Genomic DNA, 21,347 nt, shown 5'->3' on the forward strand with positions numbered 1-21,347 from the left:
AGCCACGAGATCATTCTGGCCATCCAATGCCGTCCGGCGCAGCAAACCGAGCGACGCGTCGCGACAAGGCGAACGTTGCCTGATGCGGCACTAGTAGGAAGTGGCTCTGACCTGCTGGTTTCCGAAAGTTGGTTCAGTCGACGACACGATTCCGGTTCAGCTGGTGCCTGCTACCGAAGATCACTCCATCGCCTTCCGGCAGATCCACACCGCCGACGGCGGTTCTCTGGGGGTCATGGCTGTCGCGAACTGATCTGCAGCCGTCTTCTTCGCCGCGGAGCCCGTCGCCTTCCTGGCCGGCGCCGCCTTCTTCGCTGTCTTGCGGACAGGCAGGGTCCGGACCTCTGCCTCCGTCTCCCCGGCAGCACCACGCTCCCCGCGCGACTCCTTGGCCGCGCGGACGCTGTTCTCCAGGGCGGCCATGAGGTCGATGACCTTGCCACCCGTCGGGGCGGCTTCCTCTTCGTGCGGTAGCTCGACACCCTGAAGCCTGGCTTCGATCACCTGCTGGAGGGCTTCCTGGTTCTCGTCGTGGAGCGTGGACAGGCCGAAGTCCTGGGACAGCATGTCCATGAGGGACCTGGCCATCTGCAGTTCCTGGTGCCGGATCGTGACCTCCCCCTCCGGCGCAACGCCGGCGGCAGGCCGGACCTCGTCAGGCCAGAGGCAGGTCTGCAGCACGAGAGTGTCCTCGTGCACTCGGAGAACGGCGAGTGACTCTCTCGACCGGATGGCGATCTTTGTGACGGCGATCTGCCCAGCCTCAGCCAGGCCTGCTTGGGCAGGGCATAGGGCTTGGCGCCCGCGCGGTCGGAGGTGCCGATGTATAGGCCTTGGAGAACATCAGCGGATCGATGCTCTCGGCGTCGACGAAGGCCAGGGCGTCGATGAGCTTCTTGCTGGGTAGGGGCAGGTGTGCGAGGTCCCCGTCGGACAGCATGATCATGCTGCCGTCCGGGGCTTCGTAGCCCTTGGTGATCTCTTCATAGGGGATCTCGGAATCCCCGGCTTCACATACGCGCCGCAGCCGCACACTGGAGCCGTCTTTCTCGTGCACCTGGCGAAGCGGGGACGTCGTGCTCCTCCGTGGCCGTGAAGAGCTGGACCGGGATCGTGACCAGCCCAAACGACATGGCCCCCTTCCAGGTCGCTCTCATACCGGCGCTCCTTCCCTGGGACCCTCAGGCTAAGCCGAGGTCAGACGCCGCGACACTCGGCGACACCGCGAGGCTGTCCGGTCGGTCGGGCGCGGCGACGGCGCAGTCCACCAGCAGGTGAAGCCTGGTGGCCAGACGGGTGGTCTCAGCGCCAGTCGTCGATCACATAGGCGTCGGGGTGGCTGTAACCGGGCTCGTTGGGCCGGTGCATCGTGACGCCCTGCAACCCAGTGCGGAAACCACGGTCGATCATGCGCCGATAGGCATCCGGGCGGCCCAGGTTCATCCCGGCGTCCAGCTGACTCAGCCCGCGCTCGGTCGCCAGTTGTTCACATGCGTCGAGCAGTCGCTCGAAGCGGTCGGCGGCCTCCGGGCCAGGGCGTACGGTGCCGAATTTGACGAAGCACACGTCCTCGCCGGCCTCCGATCCGGCTCCGCAGTGGCAGACGGCCAGGCCATCGAGCTCGGAGCCGCCGCCCTGGAGCAGGATGGTGTCACCGAGTCCCTGCGTGTGCACGGCGACGATCTCGCGTTCCAGGTCCAGGCCCTCGTACACGGCCCCGGTCAGTGCGCGACAGGCACTGAGGCAGGCGGGCTGCTCGGCGGCAGGCAGCTCGCTGTACATCACCCGGCCGGGGACCGCGGAGCCGCCCGCGACTTGCTTCTTCATGATGGCCGTGAGGAATCGGGGCCAGAAACCGTACTTGCGGTAGAGCTCAAGGTGCTTGGGACTGTGCGAGAAGGTGAACAGGCCCAGGTGGCGGTTCCCCCAGGTGTCGAAGCAGTCCATGACCGGATCCATGAGGCGCTTGCCGACGCCCTGGTCCCACAGGTCCGGACGCACGGTCAACGGTCCGAAGTACCCGACGCTGCCCCAGTTGGCGGCGAAGTTCGATCCGGCCAGTTCACCCTCGATCGTCGCTGCGAAGGCCGCTTGCGGATCGGCCGCCCAGCGTGTGCGGACGTAATCGGCGGTCTCGAAGAACGTCTTCGGCTCGGGGACTCCGAGGAACGTCCCGAAGGCGACCCGGAAGATCTCATCGGCCTGATCCAGGTCCGCCTCGGCCAACGGGCGGACTGACACCAGGCCCGCGACGGTCTTCCGCTCCGCTGCCGGTGAGGTCATCGCTCTCTCCTTCTCGGACCCCCGTTTCATCACACCACGAGCAGCACCGCATGGCGATGCGAAAGATCCGCCTACAGCGGAGGCCGGTGGCCAGGCCCGATTGCCTTGCCTCCCCGCCCGTGAGCGCAGGACGCCGACACCGATCACCCGGGTCGGTTCAGTGCTCGGGTGAGTTCGCGATTGGCTGCCCGTGCTGCTTGCAGGTCTTCCGTTCGTTCGTCGAGCTGGCCCTGCAGATCGACTACTTGCTGTTGGAGAGTGGTGATCTGTCGTTGCAACTGGTCGATGTCGACGGAGGCCCCGAGGCCCGAGTCACGCCAGGCCTGTTCCCCCAAGGACTCGGAGAGCCTGCGTTCCAGCTGCCGAACCCGGAGGGTCAGCGCCGGGAATTGCGTTCCAGCGCGTTCGCCAGGTCCGCCTGCAAGGACGCCCGGGTGACTGCCGCGGCCTCTGAAGCCGGCAAAGGGGCTGCGGCCGCGGAATGGATTCGTTCCAGCAGATCGCGATGGCGATAGAAGAAGGACCGGTCGACCCTGGCCGCTCGCGCGATCGCTGAGACGGATGCCTCCTCGCCCGAGCCGAAGGCTGCGGCAATCGCTTTGAGGACCCGCTCTCTACGCCGGGTGGTCTCCTCGGAGCGGCCTTCGCTCATGCTGGTCATGCGGGCCTCGCAGCACGCAGGTCGGGGAGAGGCTGACGGACGCGCGGCATGCCCAGTATGACGCCTTGACGGCCGCGGCGGGCAACGGTGATTGCTTCTTCGATCTCGGCCCGCTGGTTGGCATCGAGATCGTCCAGGCCGTCCTTGACGCGCTTGATCAGTCGCCGCACTCGGCTGATCAGTTCGTACTGGTCACGAGCTCATGCGGGACCACTCAGCGACCTAATCCAAGAACTCGGCACGCGGCCGGTCCGCCACCTCAGTAGCTGTTCGTGGCACCAGCTCGCCGCACGGGCCCCGGTCTGCGTTGGAGCTGATGCGGCTCGGGCATCACGAGGGGTCATCATGCGGCGGGCTCGCACCACAGGCACTAACGAGTGATCAAGCGAGCAGTGTTGACGATGATGGCGGTCACGAGAGCGTCGGGCACCACCGCTCTGGATATAGGGATCAAGTCCCCGGACGACTCAAGGCGTCAGCCCGACACCCACGTGACCGCCATCGCGACCAACCTCTACTGCTCGAACAGTCCGTTGAGCACACGTCCCTGAAGGCTGTCGCCACTACCGGATTGAGGACGGCTCCGACGCCGTGATCACACCAGCCACACCAAGATCATCCCAATTGCTGACGCTGCCCCATGTGCTCGATCCTGTGTGCTCGGCAAGCAGGGAAGGTGCATGGGGCTGGTTCTTTTCCCTGGTGACGGAGACAACAGCAGTCCGGCTGTCTCCTGGTCCTACAGCGGCTTTGCCGCGTTCCGGCGGCGTCTGGCCGAGACCGAGGGGTTCGCCCTCTCCGAGATGTGGGGCTTCGGTGGCGAGCGCCCGTGGAGCGAGGTGTCCACCGCTCTGGAGCCACTCCTCGATCATCCGGATGACGGTGGTGACGACCTCTCACCTGCGGAGTGCGAGTCGATTCTGGTCCGGCTGGAGGCGATCACCGGCCAGTGGGCACGGGAGGGCGGCGACCAGCCCCTCCAGCAGCACATCGAGGACGTCCGCCAGCTGGCGGACATCCTGCGGCTCTGCATCAAGAAGAACGTCCCGCTGGCCTTCCTCTGAACCGCACCGACCACGGAAGCCACTTACGACAGCCCTTAGGCGGACCTGCGGCGAAGAGCCCGGCGGACCCCGTACAGGACCACGAGCAGCACGATGACGACGACCACGACGATCAAGAGTTTCTTGAAGAGCCCACCTTTCTTCTTGCTCTTCTTGTTCCCGGTGGTGGCCCGGGCCTGGGACGACATCGGCGCGTGGAGACCGGTCGCCACGTCGGCGCCGACAGGCAGACGGTGCTGCGCGAGCGCCGCTGCGGCGGGAGCCTGCCGGGTGGCCGGCGCGGCCGCCGTGGCGGTTGCCGCAGAACTCAGCAGCAGGCCGGACACCACGAAGAACGGTACGAGCGCCGCCGCTATGGGACGCTTCCTTGGATGGCTGTTCATTGCCACTGTCTCCCCTGTTCTCCGACGCCCTGACCAGTGTCCGGTGGAATCCGGACGGCCGGGTCCTTGGAGCATCGTCGACGAGTTCGACCACCCCGGCAAGGGCATGAGCTGAGCAACGACATCTTGCGGCAGCCCTCAACCGCGTGCGCCGACGGGGCGCTCCCCTCCGTTACACCGTCGATGCTCCCGGCAGGCGCCTCCCGGTCGACGTCGCCGCCGACGGAACGTGACCCTGACCGGCTCCGCCTACCTCACCGCCCAGGGAACCGTCCGCCTCCACACCGCATGGCCGACCGCGGTGACACCCGCCCGTCAGCACTCCACACGGAGGCCAGGGCAGCAGGGAGGCAGACCGGTGAAGGGTGACGGGCACGAAGAGCACCCATTGAGCGGCCGCCCCGTCCGCGACATCGCCTCCGGCACCGAGGGCCGACTGATGGCCGTAGTCCGAGAAGACCTCCCCACTCACACCGGCACCCCCCGCTCGACCCGACGCGCGTACATCCGCCCCACAGCTGGCGGAAGGGAGATCCCCCCCGCCCTCGCGAACATGAGCCGCTCCGGGCCTCCTGACCCCAACCGGCCCCATTCCCAGACGGACAGACACGAGCGGAGGCTCCTCGCCCCCATTCCGGCTGGGGGGCGCAGCGCCCCTGAAAAGCTTTCGCGGAGGGAGCTATTCCGCACTGGAGAATTGAGGATGCGGGGCGAAATCGGGAGCGCGCCAACGCGTCATGTCGCGGCGCCCTGATGTCTGGCTACCCGGTTCGTCGGCTCCGGAGGGTTCGGCAGCCTGCCGCGAGAGGAAACCTCATGTCTGCTACCGACCCCCGGCAGCCTCCGCGGCAGGCCCCCGAAAGTCGGGCTGCGGCAGGTACGGTCCCGTATCCGCCGAATGGTGCCGCACCAGGTGATGGATCGTTCCTGGGTCGCGGTGTGGCGGTGGGTCGCATGCCGGGCGTTCCGAGAAGACTCTGCTCCTTCTACTGCGGGGCTGGTTGGGTGTGGGTGGCGAGGCCTGCGCACAGGAGCCGCACGCTGCGGGCGAATTTGTCGTCTTCGGTGTAGGTGGAGGCGGCGGCCACGGTTAGGGGGAAGCGTGCGTGCAATGCTGCGGCTTCCTCGGCGCTGACGTCCACGGTGGGGAATTGGCTCTGTTCTTGGAGGACGAAGCCGGTGGTGTGGCTGAGGAGGGTGTCGGCGCCGATCGCTGCGTGTCCGGCGGGGATGCCGGCGTCGCGCAGGGTTTCCAGGAGTCGTTCCATCAGGGACAGGGCGCCGGTGCTGAGGACTTTGGGGCTCTCGGCCAGCATCACGGCGCCGCCGGGGTGGAGGCGGATGCTATCGCGGAGGGCGAGCAGCTGGGCTTGGACGCTGTCCTGCCAGCCGGCTGCCGTGTCGAGTGCTGACAGGGCGGCGGTGCCGGCTTCGTAGGCCTGGCGGGCGACGCGGTCCGCCATCAGCTGGATCAGGGCGCTCTTGTTCGGCACGTGGTAGTAGAGGCTCCCGGCCTGCGCGTCGAGGCGCTGCGCGACCTTGCGCATGGACAGGCCGTGGTACCCGGATTCGGCGAACTCGGTCATGCCCGCGTCGATGATCCGCTCTCGCGTCAGCTTCATAGGGGCACTCTACCCCCATTTTCTAACAGTGTTTGAATTCTGGGATGGTCCCGGGCTACTGTCGTTCCCGAAGCACACGACCGGGGATCGAAGGGGGGTGGTGGCGATGGACGCGCTGGTGTTCAACGTGACCACGGCAGCACTGATGGTTTTGATGTTCAGGGGCGGACTGGCCCTGCTCGGCGAGGGCACGCTGCGCGGCCGGCGCATCCCCTGCGCCGCGGTGGTCCTGACCGGCCTCGCTCTGGCGGGGGTGGTGCTCCAGGTGTGCTGGTCCGGGGCGATGGACGCCCTGGACGCCAACCCGGCCCGGTCGGGCTGGTGGCGCGTCCTGACCTCGGTGTTCATGCAGAACGGCGGCCTGTTCGGCGGAGCCTGGAACATCGCCACGCTCGCCGTCATCGCGGCCCTTGCCGACTGGTTCTGGGGCACCCCGATCACCCTGGGCCTCTTCCTCGCTGGGATCCCGCTCCCCGAGCACATAGACACCCTCTTTGGCGTGGGCGGCCACCACAGCACCGACCCCCGCAACTTCGCGGGCAGTTCAGGAGCCACCTACTTCCTCGGCGCCACCCTCGCCGCCGCCCTCCTCCTCCGCATCCTCCGCACGGGCCTGGACAAGGCACAGCGCACGGAGGTCCTGCTCGCGGCCGGCGTGCCCGTACTCGGCCTGGCCATGTGGTTCACCCAGGCCAACGGCCACGGCCTGGTGTCCGTGTACGGATTCGTCCTGGGAGGCTTGGCCTGCCTCCTGGCCCGTCCGGCAGCGCTCCGCCCCCGTCCGGCCCGCCAGGACACCACCCACCCGGCCTGACCCCCGGATCCACCAGATCCCGTTCAGCGGGCAGTGTGCGCGACGTCTCGTATCCGTCAGCGCGTACTGCGGTGGGGCGTGCCATCAGAAGGGTGCACCGCTCCCGGGCTGCGGCGCGCGGACGCGTGGCGGCGCGCCCGCCGCATCCGACGTGATCACCACCCACTGCCCGGCGGGTGTGGGCGTCGGCGGGGCGGGCGGGGCCCCGTGACCATCGGCGCGGCCCCCGCCGACGGCGTCGCAGGCAAGGAAGGGGAATGGGGCAAGGGCGGCTGCAACGTCCTGACCTTCTCCTGACACCAGACCACGCAGCGCACCGCTGCGATGGGTCCGACGGCCTCGCGCGCGGGGGCCGGGCCAGTCAATCGGCAGGGCTGATCGGGCGGTTCAGAACCTCGATGGTCTCGCTCGGCTGCCTGGTTCGGCTGCCTGGTTCGGCTGCCTGGTTCGGTTTCTCCTTCTCAGCGCAGTTGTTCGGCCAGTCCGACGATGATGCCCTCCGGGCCGCGGATGTAGCAGAGCAGATAGCTGTCCTCGAACCGGGCGATCTCGCCGACGAGTTCGGCGCCGTGAGGGCGCAGGCGGGCAACGGTGTCCTCGATGTCGTCGACGGCGAACATGACGCGGTGCGTGCCCAGAATGTTGTGCGGCCGGTTGCGCGGCCAGGCGCTGATCACCGCGGGGCTGCGGTACTTCGCCAGCTCGAGTCGGCTGTGACCGTCCGGGGTCCGGACCATCGCGATGTCACAGCGGACGCCGTCGAGTCCGGTGCACTGGTCGGCGAAGAGGCCCTCGACCTCCGCCCTGCCCTCCAGCTCCATACCGAGTTCCACGAAGAACGCGATGGCGGCATCCATGTCCTCGACGACGATGCCGACGTTGTCCATCCGCTGAATCGCCATGCTGGTTTCTCCTTCTTCCTCGTGCGGCCGGTGGTGGCCACTGATGTCCCTGGGACGGAGCCGGTGGCACGTTCTCGACATCCTCAGACCGCCGAACTCCGAAAGATCTGGATCGCGCCTCAGCACCGCTACAGCAGACCCGCGAGCCAGGCCCCACCACCGAGGGTGAGTGCGGCGCAGCTGGCCGCTCCCATGAAGACGATCAGCCGCAGCGCGCCGTCCCCGCTTTTCAATGCTTCCTCGACGATTCGCAGCGTGCGCGCTTGAGCATTGAGCCTCCCCAATCAATTCACGGTGCCGGGTCAACCTTGGCGGGTGGAGTTCCCCGTGCCGCTCGCCCTCGCCGCACCCGTCCGGGCCCCGCCGCGCGGCGCCGGCGCGAGCTGGGGGCCGCGCTGACCCCGGCGGGCCCGAGCATCCGTGGACGGGAATGCAGATCAGCGCTGGATGGGGATCTGGGAACGAGCTCCGGTACGTCACCGGCCAGCCGAACCTCGTCGCCGAGGTACGCGCTGACACAGCGGTAGACCGCGGCCGGCACCGGCACCCAGTGCGCTACCTGCGTATTCGGGATGACCTCACCCCTGGCGACATCGCGGCGGTGTGGTGACCGATGCGTCGGCGCCTGATGTCTCATGAGACATCAGGAAGTCTGGAGAATGACGGGCACCGCGCGATCCTCTTCACCCCGGCCACCCCGGCCACCCCGGCCACCCCGGCCACCCCAGCCCCCCGGGCGGGCATGTGGTGTTGCAGACCCGCCGCGGGTCGCTGGTGCAGGATCGTTTCCCAGATCTGGTGGCCGCAGCGGAGCAGCAGTTGCCGGGCAGCGCACGTGCGCAGCCGTCAGCTCACCCCGCCCGTCCAAGTCCAACAACCGCGGCACCGCCGCAGCTCGCCCCGAGGCCGGTGAGAACACCCCACCCCGTGCCTCGCGGACCTCCCCTGCTTCTTCGTCACGCACGACACCGCCATCCCAGATCGAGGACTCCATCAGCGCCTAAATGCCGATACTAGCGATATGAGCACCTTCGTCCTGGGATAATCCCTTTCCTTATGCTGGGTAAGGCCCGATCGCCGATGCAGCGGCTTCCGGGGCCGGCAGGGGGCAGTCTTGGCTTGCCCGGCGCTGCGCGGCGGTGAACTCACGGGGTGCCCCTGGCCCGGGACGGCATCGGCTCCTGTGGTCTCTCCGCCCGGACCGCCTGTGTCCGCGAGCCCGGTCAGACCCACCCTGCCGGGCGGATCCTGTCATCTGAACGGCAGCGAGTCGGGCTGGCGCGCGGTGGCCCAGCGTGGCCGTGACCGGGAGTTACACCGAACGATCTACAGTCCCAATCGAGGCGACCCCTTCACTCCTGATCGCTGCTGAGTTCAGGAGCCTTCGATCGGCCCGGCCCGGTCCCATCCAGGCGCCCGCACGTCGATCGTGAGACCTCCCGACCCGACCTCCTCACCGCAGGTCCGGCACGTCGACGTCAGATCGAGGTCGTGCTCGGCGTCGTGCTCGGAGCCGGGCCCGCCGCGATGCCGGAAGGCGACCGGCGGAGTGTCCACCGCCCAGCGGTCGCCCCAGGCCAGCAGCGCGCGCATCACCGGTGCGAGATCGCGGCCGGCTTCCGTGAGGTGGTATTCGAAGCGCAGTGGGCGCTCGCTGTAGGCGCGGCGCTCGACCACGCCCGCCTCTTCCAGTGCGCGCAGTCTGGCGGCGAGGCGGTCGCGGGGGGCGCCGGTGTTGCGGACGATCTGGTCGAAGCGCTGGTTGCCGTAGAAGATCTCGCGGACGGCCAGGAGGGCCCAGCGTTCGCCGACGAGTTGCAGTGCGGCGGCCGCGGAGCACGGCCGACCGGGCACTTCGGGGTGCGGAACCGAGTTCTCGCCCTGCTTCCTGTTCGAGGTCACGTCCCCATCCTCCCCCGAGTCCGTTGTGTTTTCAAACTCACACGGCTAGTCTCCGATCCATGACAGTTGGAATTTCAAACCCACAAAGGGCGTCCCGAGCCGTGCTCGCGACGGTCGCGGCCGCGGTCTTCATGTCCAACCTCGACCTCTTCATCGTCAACGTGGCCCTCCCGGCGATCGGCCGCTCGTTCGGCGGCAGCGGCCTCGGCTCCCTCTCCTGGGTCCTCAACGGCTACGCGATCGTCTTCGCGGCGCTCCTCGTAGTCGCCGGCCGCGTCGCCGACCGCTCCGGCCACAAGCCGGTCTTCCTGACCGGATTGGCGGTGTTCACCCTCGCCTCGGTCGGCTGCGCACTCGCTCCCAACGTCGGGACGCTGGTCGCGGCACGGCTCGTGCAGGCCGCCGGCGCTGCGCTGCTGATGCCGACGTCGCTCGCGCTGCTGCTCGACACGACGGCACCCGAGAAGCGCGCCGGGGCGGTGCGGGCCTGGGCGTCGATCGGCGGGATCGCCGCCGGACTCGGGCCGGTGGCCGGCGGGCTGCTGGTCGAGGCCGGATGGCGCTGGGTGTTCATCGTCAACGTGCCAGTGGGGATCGCGGCGTTCGCGCTCGGTGTCAAGGTGCTGCCGTCGCCCCGACACGCTGGGGCGGAGAAGAGTCCGCTGCCCGACCTGTTCGGCGCCGCCCTTCTCACCGTATCGATCGCAACGCTCGCGCTCGGCCTGGTCAAAGCTCCTGACTGGGGTTGGACGAGCGCCGGCACCCTGGGCGGCCTGGCTGCCGCGGTGCTGCTCGGCGTCTGGTTCGTCCTGCGCTCGGGCCGCCACCCCGTGCCGATCGTCGAGCTGCCGCTGCTCCGGGTTCCGGCGTTCGCATCCGCCGCGGCCGCCCTGACGCTGTTCACCGTCGCGTTCGCCGGAATGCTGCTCGGCGCCGTGCTGTGGTGCCAGGGCGTGTGGGGCTACTCGGCTCTGCGCACCGGCTTCGCCATCGCGCCGGGACCATTGCTGGTGCCGCCGGTCGCGCTGCGGATCGGGCCCGCCGTCGCCAGATTCGGTGCGGGCCGCATCGCGCTGGCGGGAACTGTCCTGTTCGCGGCCGGCATCCTGTGGTGGGCCGCGACGCTCGACACCGGCTCGGCCTACGCGGCCTCGCTCCTGCCCGGCATGATGCTGACCGGCCTCGGCGTCGGCATGACGCTCCCGGTCCTGACCGGGGCGTCGGCGGCCGCCCTGCCGCCGGCCCGCTTCGCCACCGGCTCGGCCATCACCTCGATGGGCCGCCAGATCGGCGCGGTCCTCGGCGTCGCGATCCTGGTCGGCATCCTCGGCACCCCGGCCCCCGGACACGCTGTCGCCGCGTTCCAGCACTGCTGGTACGCGGTCGCCGTGGCGTCCCTGCTCGCCGCGTGCGCGACGATCCCGCTCGTCCGCAAGCCGCGACCGGCCGCCGCCAAGGCGGCCGACGTCGCAGAGGCCGCGGAGGCCGCGAAGGTCAGCGCCGCCTGAGAGGCGAGTCCCGTCCGTCGATGGACGGACGGGACGTTGATCGTCGCCGCCTCGCGTTCCCAAGTGGCCCCGCTGACCGGCTCCGGCTGCAGGTCCACCCGCTGGTGCCGCTAGGCCGCCAGGTCCGTCTTCGTCGCACCGACCACATCCGTGCCCCGGGCGGCCAGAAAGTCGACCAGGCGCGACACCACGTAGGCGTACGAGCGCATCGTGTCCGGACCCCGGCTCTCGTGCGCCAGGTGCCGGAACCACGAACAGAACGGCTCCACCGGCCGCATCCCACTGTCCAAGAACACCGGCGTCCCGTCCGGATGGGGTTGTTCCTGTTTGGCGGACAGGTGTGTTGTGTTGGTCGGGCTGCGGTCGTTTCGTACTCGGCTGGGCTTTGGTAGCCGAGGCTGCTGTGGAGTCGGCGGGTGTTGTACCCAGCCTTCGATGTACTCGAAGATCGCAGTTCTGGCGGCCGTTTTGGTGTGCCAGGTGTGCTGGCTGACGAGTTCGTTCTTCAGGGTGGCGAAGAAGGGCTCGGCGAGGGCGTTGTCCCAGCACACGCCGGTGCGCCCGACGGAGAGCCTGATGTTGTGGTCAGCTGCAAGCCGGGCGAATGCGTGGCTGGTGTACTGGCTGCCCCGGTCGGAGTGGAAGACGACCGGGCCGCCAGGCCCGCGCTGGTGGCAGGCGGCCTGGAGCGCGTCAGCGACAAGGGGTGTGCCGAGGTGGTCTGCGGTGGCCCAGCCGATCACGCGGCGGGAGGCGATGTCGATCACGGTCGCCAGATAGAGCCAGCCCTGGCCGGTGGCGATGTAGGTGATGTCCCCGCACCAGCGCGTGTCGACCGCGTGCGGGTCGGCGCTGAAGTCACGCATGACCAGGTCAGGGCGGGTGGCCGCCCCAGGATCGGGGACGGTGGTGCGGTGCCCGCGTCGGCGGTGCCGGCCGACGACGCCCGCCTCTCGCATGAGACGGGCGATCCGGCGCCTGCCGCAGGCGTGGCCCTGACGGGCCAGGACGGCGTGGATCCTGGGGGCGCCGTAGGTGCCGCGTGAATGCGTATGGACCTCGTTGATGAGTGCGGTCAGTTCCGCATCCCGCAGGGCCCGCGTCCCCGGGGCGCCACTGCGGCGGGAGTAGTAGGCGGACCGGGAGACCTTCATCAGCTCACACGCCCGTTTGACGTTGTGACCTGCCTGCTTCTCCGCCTCGATGAACAAGTCGACCGTCACCGGGTCCCCCTCGCGAAGAAGGCCGTGGCCCGCTTGAGGATCTCGATGTCCTCCCGCAGGCGGCGGTTCTCCCGCCGCAGCTCGGCGAGTTCCTCCCGCTCGTTCTTCTCCAGGTCCTTGGGCTGGTGACTCTCATCCGCCTGAGCCAGCCACAGCCGCACCGCGGTCTCGGTCAGATCGAAGTCCTTGACGATCTCGGGCACCGACCGGTCCCCTCGCAGACACAGCTCTACGATCTCGGCCTTGAAGTCCGGCGTGAACTGCCGCCGCGGCCGTGGCTTCTTCTTCGGCATGTTCTCCATCATGGACATCCCTCCCGGGGCGCAACCCCAGATCTCGGATGTCCGCCAAACCGAAGCAACCTCAACTCAAACGCTCACCTCGTAGCTTCCGCACATGACTGATGGTCCGTTCCAGTGCCGCTGCGTCCTCTGCCCATGACTACGGTGACCGGGACGAAGCGGACCGCGTCGACCTGAAGATCATCGAGAATGTGCAGCGGCACGGATGGCACGTCGGGATGGTTCCCGAGGACGAGCTCGGTCCTGGATTCGCCTACACGATCGGCCTGTCACACACTCACGGCTGACCTGAACTCGCCATGTTCGGGCTCGATATCCACGCCATGCACCGCATGCTCAACAGGCTCGGAGCGAAGTCCGCCGCGGGCGCTGTACTGGCTGACGGCCAGAGGCGTCCTGACGTTGTAGACGGTCACCAAGTCGCGCTCAGGCGGGTGGATCTCCGCTGGTACCGGATCTTCTCCGGACGGCCATCGGGTTCTACCCGCGGCCTCCCCTTCCCGTGTTGCAGGTTGCGTGGCCCGACGTGGATGACCGCTTTCCTTGGGGCGAACGGGCTGAGGCGGGGCATCGGGAGTCACAGCCCCCGTTGTGGCTGCCACCAACGTCGAGCACCTGGGCGCCTACGGCCGTGTGCCCCTGCGCTATGCGGGGTGAAGAACGCAATTGATCCCGGCCAGGCTTTCGTGCAGCTCGCGAGCCCCCAGGGCGACGCGCTCGTCAGGATCCCGCGCCAGCTCCTCGCAGAGCCGCATCGCGTCGTCGCGGTCGCTGGCGTAGATGGCAAATGCATCGCGGACCGCGGTGTGGATCCAATCGCCATGGTTCGGATTGGCGACTGCCAGCGCGGACGCGACTACCATCAGTCCGGCCCTGTCCTGCCGTCGAAGCAAGGCTTCTGCGGTCACCCGTGTGACGAAGGTGTCTTCGCGGTCGAGCACCAGCTCCAGCAGCGGCCCGACAGCCTCCTCCATCTCGGCAAAGCCCGCCAGACCGCGACCGGCGTCCGCCCGGTCCCCAGAGTCGCTGCTTCGCCCGAGCTCGCCGAGCGCCACGACAGCCGCACGCCGCAGGGCACTGTTCACCAGCTTGCCCACCCCTCCCGCAAATTTCGGCCAAAAATAGCACCACGGTCCCCACGGCCGATCGGGCGCCTCCACGGCGACTGCCCACCGCCCGGTGGGAACGATCACCCGGCTCACGGGAAACGGTCTCCAACCGGCTCCGTACTCACTGGTCAGCCCCACTCGTGAAAACACCCCGAGTGAGCACCCTGTCGGGATCCGGACGACCGGACTCCGCCCTCGAAGGCACCGGCCAGCGACAGAGCAACACCGCAGCGAGGAGCTATTGAAGCAAGATCATTTTGAGGAGCAGTTCGAATCCGGCTCGACCACGACTGTGTCGATCCAGGCAGGGAGCCTGGCACCCAGACGGTCGCTGAGTATCTCGCCGAAATCGCGGACATGCCCGGCGGCCGTATCCAGTTCGGGGCAGCGTGCCAGGACATCCTTCAGGCCGGTGCGGTCGTCTTCGCCAGCGCGGTGGGGTGTCGGGTGAGCCAGTCGGTCACTTGGCGCACCGTCGGAGGCCGGGGCGGCGCGCCCGCCGGAGCCCCGCGGAGGGTGGCGATGTCGCCGTGCTCGCTCGCGCCCAGCAGGACGCCACCTGGAACCGGCAGCAGATCTCCAACCAGCTCCGATCTCTCTTGAGGGAGTACTACCCGTCGGCACTGGCCGCCTTCGACCCGTGGCGGAACGGGCTCTGTCGGCGCGAGGCCCAGGAGATCCTTAAGGCCGCGCCGACTCCCACCCGAGCAGCGAAGCTGACCCGTACGCAACTGCAGGCCGCACTCAAGCGGGCTGGCCGTGAGCGCCGCCTCGCCTCCGAGGCCGAGCGGCTCAGGGAAGCTTTCCCGGCCTCGGAACCCAGCTCGGCGCCCGGGTGCTCGCCGAGATCGGAGACGACCGCAAGCGGTTCGCCGATGCCCGTGGACTGAAGGCATACGCCGGCGCCTCACCCATCACCATGGCCTCCGGGAAGAAGTCCAGCATCACCCGCAGATGGGTCAAGAACGACCGTCTCAACCACGCCGGCTACCTCTGGGCCTTCGCCGCACTGACACGATCACCTGGAGCCAAGGCCCACTACCGCAAGCGCCGCGACGGCCACGGAGACTGGCACGCCGCCGCCCAGCGCAATCTCTTCAATCGAATGATTGGCCAGCTCTACCACTGCCTCCAGCAGTGTCAGCGATATGACGAGGCACTGGCTTTCCCAGCCCCGTCCAACGAGATGGAAGCGGCGGCCGCATAGCCCGGCACCTACCGGGCGGGAGGCCGCACCCAGGGATGGAAGCGCTGGCCGGGTGCCGCATCGTCGCGCCAGTACCTCAGAACGGTTTCCTGGACGATGTCGAGTCGCTCTGCGGCAATGAGGCACGAGACAGGATCCTGCCCGCCGGCGTCGGCCTCGAAGGCGACGACAACGGGCGGCTCCTCGCCGAGCTGACGAGCGAGTTGCTGAAGCTCGTCAGGCGACGGGGCGCGGAAGGCCGGATCGTAAAAGCCCGATGGGCAGCTGACGATGAACGGGTCTCTGAAAACCAGCTCCAGGTCATGGTAGTAGGACAGATCATGCCCAGCAGCAAGCCGGAACTGTCCGCCGTCCCAGGCCACCACATCCCAGTCCCACCAGTTCCCTTCAGGGAGCTGGACAACGGCACGCAGTCGCTCGTCGTCCACCCTCAACTCCTCATACGGTTCGAATAGATCGACAGGCTACACAGCGACTTGAGGCCCGCAGCTTGACGGGCTAAGCGCCTGAGGTGTCTCGAAGGCGGCGAGGATCTCGCGCGTGATCGCCTCGGAGAGGCCCAGTTCGTAGATCCATTCGCCGTACGGCCCGTACGGGTCGGACAGCATGGAGGCGATCTCCAGCTCCTGGCCGTCTTTGCCCTTCTGCGGCCGCGGGGAGGGATTCGGGGCGTGGCCGTGAGGTAGAGGCGGAAGTCGACCGGGATGCGGGCGTTGTCGTGGATCGCCGACCAGGGCCGGCCGACGTCCCCGGCCGTGCCGTGCGCCTCGTCCACCACCGCGAAGTCGAAGCGTTCCATGGCCTGTCCGTAGAGCCGCTCCCCGCCCGACAGAGCGGCCTCCAGCGGCCCGCGCACCTTCCGCTGGTTCACCGGTGCGTCGATGTCCTCGCGGTCCACCAGCGAGGCGTACGTGGCGAACACGACCACCGGCCCCGATCCGGCCCACAGCGCCAGCTGGATCGGGTTCGTGGTCGTACGGACGCCCAGCTCCTCCAGGACGTCGTCCTTCTCCAGCGAGCACACCGCCACCATCGGTGCCCGGTGCCCGGTGCCCGGTGCCCGGTGCCCGGTGGCCGACCCGCCGCCACGCCTGGGCGGTCTGCACCAGGAGGTCCAGCGTGGGGACCATGACCAGGATCCGGCCGCCCGGGAAGCACTCCAGTGCGGCCGTAGCGGCCGTGATCGGACCCGGTGGCGGACACCATCGTGGCGCGCGCTCCGCCGGAGGGCACAGACGCCTTTGCAGGAAATCCGACCCGTTTCCGGATGCTTGAATTCGCTTCTACCTGGTGTTCTCGGAGCTGAATCAAAAGAGTTCCCCCGATTCGGGAAGGACCTGTTCGACGGCAGTGATCCGGTATGCACCCCGCTGGTAGAGGCCGCCCGGCCGCCCATGGACGATCCAGGCCCGCGTGGCCGCCTCGCCGAGTGAGCCGGCCATCAGGTGGAGTACGAGAGTGGGCTCTTCCGGGTGATGTGTGACTGTCGGCTGGGCTGTGATCCGGTAGACGCGATGCCTGAGCAACTCGGGCGCCTCGGTGCCCGAACGCTTGGCGTGCACCTTGTCGTCCGCGAGTCGTTGCTGCCGCTGCTCTTCGTAGCGGACTGCGCGCCAGTCCTCAGCGGGCGTGTATACAAGCATGTGTTGTTCGGTCATCACGTGGGCGATTCGCCGCCACTGGTTGTGCTGGTATTCAGAGATCCACTGCTCGCTCAGGTGATGCGGTTCGGCCGGAACGGTGGCGGAGTGGTCCTTACGTTCCCGGGCGAGACGCACTTGCTCCGTGACCTGCGACAGGTTGAGGCCTGCCGCTTTCCGGATGACACCGAGCCGGGCGAGTTCATACGGAAGGTAGTGATAGATCAGCATGTGTCCCTCTGTGGCGGGCGGCTGCCCATGCTCATCGGTATGTCTTTGTCGGCCTGTCCGGTGGCATCAGCCGAGTCTGTGGATTCCCCATTCGTTGAGTCCGGCGTAGATGGTGGCGGTCCGGCATTGTGGTGCGTTCATGACTTCGGCTTCGCCGCGGTAGATGGCGATGAGGGAGTCGGTGCCGCGCCACCAGGTGTCTGCGAGGCCGGCGACTTCCGGCACGGGCTCGAATCCGTCGAGGTCGAGGTCGTCCACGGCGTCGCCCGTCAGTGTCGTGGTGGTGCGTGCGCACCTGCGGGCGTGGTCGGCCAAGGCCAGTGCTTCCACCCATCCCTCGATGCTGGCGTGCAGGGGTGCCCAGTCTCCGGCGTGGAGACCGAACTCTCCGCCCGGGCCGATCATGAACGCGTAGGGGAGAGCGGTGCGCTGGTCCCCGGCTCCGAAATACCAGTCCGGGTCCGGTCCCTCAGGCACGTCCCCGCTCAGTGTCCGCGGGCCGCCGTCGTAGTGCGGCGAAGGAGGAAGAGCGAGGCCACCCCAGACCGCCTCATAGGCGACCACACGGTCGACCTGAGCCTCGGGGATTCCATGTTCTACCCATCGGGCACTGTGCTGCTCCAGGTCGGCACGGCCGGTCCAGTACCCATGGGCTCTGATGAAATATGCGGTGCTGCGCGTGATGCCTTCGGGCATTCCATTGCCGATTGCCATTTTTCTGCTCCTGTCGCCGGTCAGTGAAACTGAGCAGTCGTCACGCTCCTGCCCTGGGGTTGTGCAGTTTGGTTGAGCGGGTTGGTGGCTGTGTTGGTGCTCAATGAATCTGCTGGCGAGCCGGGTTGGCAGCAGCACCCGCCCGCCCCGAGGGAGGCGGAGCGCGGCCGCGGCGGCGGTGAACGTCTTGCCGGTCCCGCGGGCCGCTGCCACTGTCCCTCAGACCTGCTTGCGGAGTCCGCTTCCCCGGCGGAATGTCCAGCCCGTGTACGACTGCTCCGACGGCTTCTTCCTGGTGAGGCCGAAGGGTGATCGTGTGGGTGCGAGGCATGGGTGCTCCATGATTACCGTGTTGCTGTGGCGTTCAGCTGGATGTCGGTGAGGTCCCATGTGGGCTTGCCGTTGAGTGGAGTCTGTCCGATCCGCAGTCGGGAGCAGGCGACGAGCCCCACCCCTTCGTCGTGGTGGAGCGCCAGCATGAGCAGGGGGCGGAGGGAGGAGATGCCGGAGCCTTCAGAGGTTGTCTCACGTGGCAAGTTTCGCGAGCTTCTTGTAGCAGGTCAGGGCGACGGCCATGGCCAGGCCTCGGCTCTGCCAGTCGTTGCGGACCACGTACGGGATCTTGAGACCACGAGCAGCCCATGGCAGGCTCATGCCGCATGATCGATGAATTCGCGAAAGACAACCTGCACGGGAGACTGCGGCGGGACCGCAAGGCGCTGCTCTGGAAACTCGACGGCTTGTCCGAATACGACGCCCGCCGACCTTTGACAGCGACCGGGACCAACCTCCTCGGCCTGGTCAAACACGTGGCCACCGTCGAGGCCAGGTACTTCGGCGAGGTCTTCGACCGCCGTTCCCCGGAACCGCTGCCCCGGTGGCAGGACTCCAACGGCAGCGATCTGTGGGCGACCGAGGACGAGACCCGCGATCAGATCATCGGGTTCTACCGGCGCACGTGGGAACACTCGGACGCGACGATCAACGAGCTTCCCCTCGACGCCCCCGGCCACGTGCCGTGGTGGCCGGAGCCTTATGCCGACACGAACCTGTTCGCCATCATGGTCCATGTCCTCGGCGAGTCCATCCGGCATGCCGGGCACGCCGATATCCTGCGCGAGGGCCTCGACGGCCGGACCGGGTTGCGCGCCGAACTCGAGAAGCAGATCGACGAGGAAGCCCGTGCAGCCCACTGCGCGAAGATCGAGCAGGCCGCCAGGTCGGCCGCACCAATCAAGGCTTAGAGGTTGTCTCACGTGACGTGATGTTCGTGCGGCATGATGCCGGTCGTGGGTGCTGATCTATCGAAGCGTCTGGTTCCTGATGAACTCTGGGAGCCGGCCGCCCCGTTGCTGCCGTGGTTCGCTGCTCGTCCGCAAGGTGGTGGGACCGCTCCGTGTGACGAGCGGGCCGTGTTCACGGCAGTGGTGTACGCGCTGACCAGCGACTGTGCCTGGCGGCATCTGCCGCCGATGTTCGGCACGTCGCCCGCCACCGCGCATCGCCGCTTCACGGTATGGACCGAGGCCGGCCTGTGGCGTCGGCTGCACCGGGCGGTGCCGGACGAACTCGGGGCCCGGGGCGAGGTGGACTGGACCTCGGCGATCGTCGACGCGGCCTCCGTTCGCGCCAAAAGGGGGGATCGCTGACCGGGCCGAACCCGGTCGATCGCGGCAAGAAGGGCAGCAAGCTGCACGTGCTGTCCGATGCCCAGGGCATCCCGCTCGCCGTCGCCGTGTCCGGCGCGAACATGCACGACAGCCTCGCCCTCAAGCCGCTCATCCGCGGCATACCCGCCGTCCGGTCCCGCCGGGGACCACGGCGGCGCCGACCCGTCAAACTCCGCGCGGACAACGCGTACTTCTCCGCCGAATACCTGGCCTGGCTGCGCGAGCGCGGGCTCGTCGCGCGCATCGCGCGGCCCGGCATCGAGTCCGGCGAACGCCTCGGTCGGCACCGCTGGAAGATCGAACGGTCGATCGCCTGGCTCTTCGGCTACCGCCGCCTCACGGTCCGATACGAACGAAAGGGCTCGCACTTCCTCGCCTTCCTCGGCCTGGCCGCCGCCCTGACCTGCTACAAGAAGCTCGCGAAACTTGCCACGTGAGACACCCTCTAAGCCTGTCACGCCTCCGGCCTCACTTGTCAGACACTGCCTTTAGAGTGCGGCGGGATGGGGCCGGTTCCGAGGCCACCAGCACTGGAGAACGGCAGCCTCCCTGGTCTGCACGGGGGTGGGTTCGGCCCAACCGGCGTCCAGGCATCGTCGAGGGCCACGAGTGCAGCCTGACAGCCCGGCCCCATCCCACCCGACCCGTTCACTGCCAACTCACCACGACTGGTGCACGTATCTCCGTACTCCGCGGTGAACTTTCAGAAGTACGCCGACAATTGGTCAAAAAGGGATCTCGGCTCATCACCGTGGACGGCACCACCTACCGGTGGCGACTCCGCCGACGGCTGACCTACGATCAGGACTGGTCCAGTCACCCCTCACCTACGCAGTCGAACATGCCGAGACTCCCGGCACCACACTGGTGATCACCACCAACGAGGCGCACCCGAGCAACTGGTTCGGAACACAAGGCAGCCCGGTCCTGCCCGCCCGGGTGGTTGACAGCATCCACACCGCTCTCACCGCCGGCTGGATGCCCGAGAACCCCGGCTTACCGTTCCACCTCAACCAGTCGGCTGGCTTCGTCTCGCCCCACTGACCCACCCGCACTCAAGGACTCACCGACCCAGCCATCGGTGAGTCCTTCTGCTTTCCGCTCCCCACCTTCCCCAGTTGGCTCACTCCGTGAACCAACTGGGGCGAAGAGCCGCAGTGAGGAAAATTCGGGCTCTGACCGTGCTTCCGTGATGACTACGCCTTCCGTCATTGTTTGGTCAGGGCGCTTGGGGGCGTGACCTTCGGCCGCGGCGCTCGTTCACCGGCAGTGAGGAAGATCATCACCGTCGTAGCGCGGGGCACGCACGTCTCGACGGCGTCGCCGGCGGAACGGTTGACTGCCAGGTCGGCAGAACCATGCGACTGATCCGCGCCGTCTGTATCGCGACCGTGGCCCTGCTGGTGACGAGCTGCGCCGATCATCCGACCGCACCCCCACATCGTGAGATCCCGGTCGGCGAACAGGCCCAGGACGACCTCATCAAGTCCGCGCAGCTTGCCCTCGTCACCCGCTGTCTTTCCGGACAGGGGCTGACCGTGCCGTCCCTACGGCAACGCCCGAAGGCCGCCACCGCCGAGGATAAGCAGTTCCAAGCCGCCTATTTCGGCACTGACCCCCGCGAGCTGTCCTTCTCTCTCCCCACCGGGTACACCGTCACCGCCAACACGGATGGCTGCCTCGCCAACGCGCAGCGCTTCCTCTACGGCGATCAGAAGCGGTGGTTCGAGGCCGAGGTGGCCGTCAACAACCTGCGTGCGGAAGCACAGGCCCGGATGGCGACCCACCCCGATTACCGCGCCGCGATGGCCCGCTGGAAACGCTGCGCCGGACACCTGTCCGGAACGCGCCCGGACCACCCGGACCCGGCCGTCACCAACCGCTGCAACCGTGAAAGCGGCCTGACGGAGGTCGAATCCCGCCTGGAGTCAACCCTGCTGGCCAAGGTGCGCACCGAGCGGCGCGAGCAACTAACCGCCTACCGAGAGCTGCGCACGATCGCCCTGCAGCGCGCCGTCAACCTGACCTCCGATGCAAAGGCCCCCTAGGGGGCCCAGTCGGAGAACCGCCCCGACCACCGATCTGAAACCGACCGAACCGAAAGGGCACCAA

24 protein-coding genes and 4 pseudogenes are annotated in these 21,347 nt (G+C 67.9%); 9 read left to right on the forward strand and 19 right to left on the reverse strand.

Translation table 11 applies throughout. The annotated features are described in order from the left end of the window. Positions 1-180: 180 nt before the first annotated feature. The 6 genes and pseudogenes from ACGFYQ_RS39535 to ACGFYQ_RS39560 all read right to left on the reverse strand — a co-directional run bounded on the left by ACGFYQ_RS39535 (position 181) and on the right by ACGFYQ_RS39560 (position 3,114). Positions 181-588, reverse strand: a complete 408-nt coding sequence (locus tag ACGFYQ_RS39535; RefSeq protein WP_393751826.1) for a hypothetical protein — start codon at positions 586-588, stop codon at positions 181-183. A gap of 57 nt (positions 589-645) precedes the next feature. Continuing rightward, positions 646-828: pseudogene (locus tag ACGFYQ_RS39540) on the reverse strand (Ku protein); the annotation flags it as partial. Further along, positions 764-1,057: a Ku protein gene (locus tag ACGFYQ_RS39545; protein WP_393751828.1), complete on the reverse strand. Its 294-nt coding sequence runs from the start codon at positions 1,055-1,057 to the stop codon at positions 764-766. The gene ACGFYQ_RS39545 and the pseudogene ACGFYQ_RS39540, both read right to left, overlap by 65 nt. A 245-nt stretch (positions 1,058-1,302) precedes the next feature. Next, entirely contained in the window at positions 1,303-2,283 is a 981-nt protein-coding gene (locus tag ACGFYQ_RS39550) for a GNAT family N-acetyltransferase (protein WP_393751830.1), read from the reverse strand. Between the two features lie 376 nt (positions 2,284-2,659). Then, positions 2,660-2,944, reverse strand: coding sequence for a DUF6262 family protein (locus ACGFYQ_RS39555; protein WP_393751832.1), 285 nt, complete (start codon positions 2,942-2,944; stop codon positions 2,660-2,662). Further along, entirely contained in the window at positions 2,941-3,114 is a 174-nt protein-coding gene (locus ACGFYQ_RS39560; protein WP_393751834.1) for a hypothetical protein, read from the reverse strand. The genes ACGFYQ_RS39555 and ACGFYQ_RS39560 overlap by 4 nt, the downstream gene beginning before the upstream one ends. A 510-nt stretch (positions 3,115-3,624) precedes the next feature. On the opposite strand from ACGFYQ_RS39560, the gene ACGFYQ_RS39565 reads away from it, so the two are divergent. Further along, positions 3,625-4,008, forward strand: a complete 384-nt coding sequence (locus ACGFYQ_RS39565) for a hypothetical protein (RefSeq protein ID WP_393751836.1) — start codon at positions 3,625-3,627, stop codon at positions 4,006-4,008. Positions 4,009-4,043: 35 nt separating this feature from the next. Here ACGFYQ_RS39565 and ACGFYQ_RS39570 read toward each other — a convergent pair whose 3' ends face one another. After that, positions 4,044-4,391, reverse strand: coding sequence for a hypothetical protein (locus ACGFYQ_RS39570; protein ID WP_393751838.1), 348 nt, complete (start codon positions 4,389-4,391; stop codon positions 4,044-4,046). Between the two features lie 986 nt (positions 4,392-5,377). Continuing rightward, entirely contained in the window at positions 5,378-6,013 is a 636-nt protein-coding gene (locus ACGFYQ_RS39575) for a TetR/AcrR family transcriptional regulator (RefSeq protein ID WP_393751840.1), read from the reverse strand. A 106-nt stretch (positions 6,014-6,119) separates the two neighbouring features. On the opposite strand from ACGFYQ_RS39575, the gene ACGFYQ_RS39580 reads away from it, so the two are divergent. Continuing rightward, positions 6,120-6,827 carry a hypothetical protein gene (locus ACGFYQ_RS39580; protein ID WP_393751842.1) on the forward strand — a complete coding sequence of 236 codons (708 nt, stop codon included), beginning with the start codon at positions 6,120-6,122 and terminating at the stop codon, positions 6,825-6,827. A gap of 461 nt (positions 6,828-7,288) precedes the next feature. Here the strand turns inward: ACGFYQ_RS39580 and ACGFYQ_RS39585 are convergent, their stop codons facing one another. Together ACGFYQ_RS39585 and ACGFYQ_RS39590 are read right to left on the reverse strand one after the other, a co-directional pair. Then, positions 7,289-7,729 (reverse strand): VOC family protein, encoded by a 441-nt coding sequence (locus ACGFYQ_RS39585; protein WP_393751844.1) that lies wholly within the window; start codon positions 7,727-7,729, stop codon positions 7,289-7,291. Positions 7,730-9,103: 1,374 nt separating this feature from the next. Further along, positions 9,104-9,631 (reverse strand): winged helix-turn-helix transcriptional regulator, encoded by a 528-nt coding sequence (locus tag ACGFYQ_RS39590; protein WP_393751846.1) that lies wholly within the window; start codon positions 9,629-9,631, stop codon positions 9,104-9,106. Between the two features lie 101 nt (positions 9,632-9,732). Between ACGFYQ_RS39590 and ACGFYQ_RS39595 the strand changes: the two genes are divergently transcribed. Continuing rightward, positions 9,733-11,139, forward strand: a complete 1,407-nt coding sequence (locus ACGFYQ_RS39595) for an MFS transporter (protein WP_393751848.1) — start codon at positions 9,733-9,735, stop codon at positions 11,137-11,139. A 110-nt stretch (positions 11,140-11,249) separates the two neighbouring features. On the opposite strand, the gene ACGFYQ_RS39600 is transcribed toward ACGFYQ_RS39595, so the two are convergent. Together ACGFYQ_RS39600 and ACGFYQ_RS39605 are read right to left on the reverse strand one after the other, a co-directional pair. After that, positions 11,250-12,362 (reverse strand): IS3 family transposase, encoded by a 1,113-nt coding sequence (locus ACGFYQ_RS39600; RefSeq protein WP_393751850.1) that lies wholly within the window; start codon positions 12,360-12,362, stop codon positions 11,250-11,252. Further along, the gene (locus tag ACGFYQ_RS39605; protein ID WP_393751852.1) at positions 12,359-12,655 is read right to left on the reverse strand and encodes a transposase; all 297 of its coding nucleotides are present in this window, start codon (positions 12,653-12,655) and stop codon (positions 12,359-12,361) included. Before ACGFYQ_RS39605 ends, ACGFYQ_RS39600 begins: the two co-directional genes overlap by 4 nt. A 227-nt stretch (positions 12,656-12,882) precedes the next feature. Here ACGFYQ_RS39605 and ACGFYQ_RS39610 point away from each other — a divergent pair. Further along, positions 12,883-13,334, forward strand: a pseudogene (locus tag ACGFYQ_RS39610) (DUF4262 domain-containing protein). On the opposite strand, the gene ACGFYQ_RS39615 reads toward ACGFYQ_RS39610, so the two are convergent. Then, complete coding sequence (locus ACGFYQ_RS39615; RefSeq protein WP_393751854.1) at positions 13,309-13,761, reverse strand: hypothetical protein; 453 nt, start codon at positions 13,759-13,761, stop codon at positions 13,309-13,311. The pseudogene ACGFYQ_RS39610 and the gene ACGFYQ_RS39615 sit on opposite strands and share 26 nt — an antisense overlap. A gap of 536 nt (positions 13,762-14,297) precedes the next feature. Between ACGFYQ_RS39615 and ACGFYQ_RS39620 the strand changes: the two are divergent. Further along, positions 14,298-14,980: pseudogene (locus ACGFYQ_RS39620) on the forward strand (transposase); the annotation flags it as partial. An 8-nt stretch (positions 14,981-14,988) separates the two neighbouring features. On the opposite strand, the gene ACGFYQ_RS39625 reads toward ACGFYQ_RS39620, so the two are convergent. From ACGFYQ_RS39625 to ACGFYQ_RS39650, 6 genes and pseudogenes are all read right to left on the reverse strand, one after another. Continuing rightward, positions 14,989-15,408 (reverse strand): hypothetical protein, encoded by a 420-nt coding sequence (locus tag ACGFYQ_RS39625; protein WP_393751856.1) that lies wholly within the window; start codon positions 15,406-15,408, stop codon positions 14,989-14,991. Between the two features lie 87 nt (positions 15,409-15,495). Beyond that, positions 15,496-16,291: pseudogene (locus tag ACGFYQ_RS39630) on the reverse strand (DEAD/DEAH box helicase family protein); the annotation flags it as partial. Further along, complete coding sequence (locus tag ACGFYQ_RS39635) at positions 16,288-16,851, reverse strand: hypothetical protein (RefSeq protein ID WP_393751858.1); 564 nt, start codon at positions 16,849-16,851, stop codon at positions 16,288-16,290. The pseudogene ACGFYQ_RS39630 and the gene ACGFYQ_RS39635, both read right to left, overlap by 4 nt. Positions 16,852-16,917: 66 nt before the next feature. After that, the gene (locus tag ACGFYQ_RS39640) at positions 16,918-17,328 is read right to left on the reverse strand and encodes a hypothetical protein (protein WP_393751860.1); all 411 of its coding nucleotides are present in this window, start codon (positions 17,326-17,328) and stop codon (positions 16,918-16,920) included. A 581-nt stretch (positions 17,329-17,909) separates the two neighbouring features. Next, on the reverse strand, positions 17,910-18,101 hold the full coding sequence (locus ACGFYQ_RS39645; protein WP_393751862.1) for a hypothetical protein: 192 nt from the start codon (positions 18,099-18,101) through the stop codon (positions 17,910-17,912). Continuing rightward, entirely contained in the window at positions 18,091-18,219 is a 129-nt protein-coding gene (locus ACGFYQ_RS39650; protein ID WP_393751864.1) for a hypothetical protein, read from the reverse strand. The genes ACGFYQ_RS39645 and ACGFYQ_RS39650 overlap by 11 nt, the downstream gene beginning before the upstream one ends. Before the next feature lie 5 nt (positions 18,220-18,224). Here ACGFYQ_RS39650 and ACGFYQ_RS39655 point away from each other — a divergent pair, with 5 nt between their 5' ends. From ACGFYQ_RS39655 to ACGFYQ_RS39670, 4 genes are all read left to right on the forward strand, one after another. Next, positions 18,225-18,809 carry a DinB family protein gene (locus tag ACGFYQ_RS39655; RefSeq protein ID WP_393751866.1) on the forward strand — a complete coding sequence of 195 codons (585 nt, stop codon included), beginning with the start codon at positions 18,225-18,227 and terminating at the stop codon, positions 18,807-18,809. A gap of 45 nt (positions 18,810-18,854) precedes the next feature. Beyond that, a protein-coding gene (locus ACGFYQ_RS39660; protein ID WP_393751868.1) for an IS5 family transposase occupies positions 18,855-19,672 on the forward strand; the annotation gives its coding sequence in 2 pieces (ribosomal slippage) (positions 18,855-19,197 and positions 19,197-19,672; 819 coding nt in all). Positions 19,673-20,102: 430 nt separating this feature from the next. Further along, positions 20,103-20,279 carry a hypothetical protein gene (locus ACGFYQ_RS39665; RefSeq protein ID WP_393751870.1) on the forward strand — a complete coding sequence of 59 codons (177 nt, stop codon included), beginning with the start codon at positions 20,103-20,105 and terminating at the stop codon, positions 20,277-20,279. A 314-nt stretch (positions 20,280-20,593) separates the two neighbouring features. Next, positions 20,594-21,283, forward strand: a complete 690-nt coding sequence (locus ACGFYQ_RS39670; RefSeq protein WP_393751872.1) for a hypothetical protein — start codon at positions 20,594-20,596, stop codon at positions 21,281-21,283. The last annotated feature ends 64 nt before the right edge of the window (positions 21,284-21,347 follow it).

It is taken from the genome of Streptomyces sp. NPDC048258, from assembly GCF_043201995.1.
Classification (GTDB): Bacteria; Actinomycetota; Actinomycetes; order Streptomycetales; family Streptomycetaceae; genus Streptomyces.

What these genes read in the sequence shown, in the direction of transcription:
- ACGFYQ_RS39535 (WP_393751826.1), bottom strand. Translation starts at nt 588, where the DNA reads ATGGCCAGGTCCCTCATGGACATGCTGTCCCAGGACTTCGGCCTGTCC.
- ACGFYQ_RS39570 (WP_393751838.1), bottom strand. Translation starts at nt 4,391, where the DNA reads ATGAACAGCCATCCAAGGAAGCGTCCCATAGCGGCGGCGCTCGTACCG.
- ACGFYQ_RS39565 (WP_393751836.1), top strand. Translation starts at nt 3,625, where the DNA reads ATGGGGCTGGTTCTTTTCCCTGGTGACGGAGACAACAGCAGTCCGGCT.
- ACGFYQ_RS39575 (WP_393751840.1), bottom strand. Translation starts at nt 6,013, where the DNA reads ATGAAGCTGACGCGAGAGCGGATCATCGACGCGGGCATGACCGAGTTC.
- ACGFYQ_RS39605 (WP_393751852.1), bottom strand. Translation starts at nt 12,655, where the DNA reads ATGCCGAAGAAGAAGCCACGGCCGCGGCGGCAGTTCACGCCGGACTTC.
- ACGFYQ_RS39635 (WP_393751858.1), bottom strand. Translation starts at nt 16,851, where the DNA reads ATGCTGATCTATCACTACCTTCCGTATGAACTCGCCCGGCTCGGTGTC.
- ACGFYQ_RS39555 (WP_393751832.1), bottom strand. Translation starts at nt 2,944, where the DNA reads ATGACCAGCATGAGCGAAGGCCGCTCCGAGGAGACCACCCGGCGTAGA.
- ACGFYQ_RS39670 (WP_393751872.1), top strand. Translation starts at nt 20,594, where the DNA reads ATGCGACTGATCCGCGCCGTCTGTATCGCGACCGTGGCCCTGCTGGTG.
- ACGFYQ_RS39655 (WP_393751866.1), top strand. Translation starts at nt 18,225, where the DNA reads ATGATCGATGAATTCGCGAAAGACAACCTGCACGGGAGACTGCGGCGG.
- ACGFYQ_RS39650 (WP_393751864.1), bottom strand. Translation starts at nt 18,219, where the DNA reads ATGAGCCTGCCATGGGCTGCTCGTGGTCTCAAGATCCCGTACGTGGTC.
- ACGFYQ_RS39580 (WP_393751842.1), top strand. Translation starts at nt 6,120, where the DNA reads ATGGACGCGCTGGTGTTCAACGTGACCACGGCAGCACTGATGGTTTTG.
- ACGFYQ_RS39550 (WP_393751830.1), bottom strand. Translation starts at nt 2,283, where the DNA reads ATGACCTCACCGGCAGCGGAGCGGAAGACCGTCGCGGGCCTGGTGTCA.
- ACGFYQ_RS39585 (WP_393751844.1), bottom strand. Translation starts at nt 7,729, where the DNA reads ATGGCGATTCAGCGGATGGACAACGTCGGCATCGTCGTCGAGGACATG.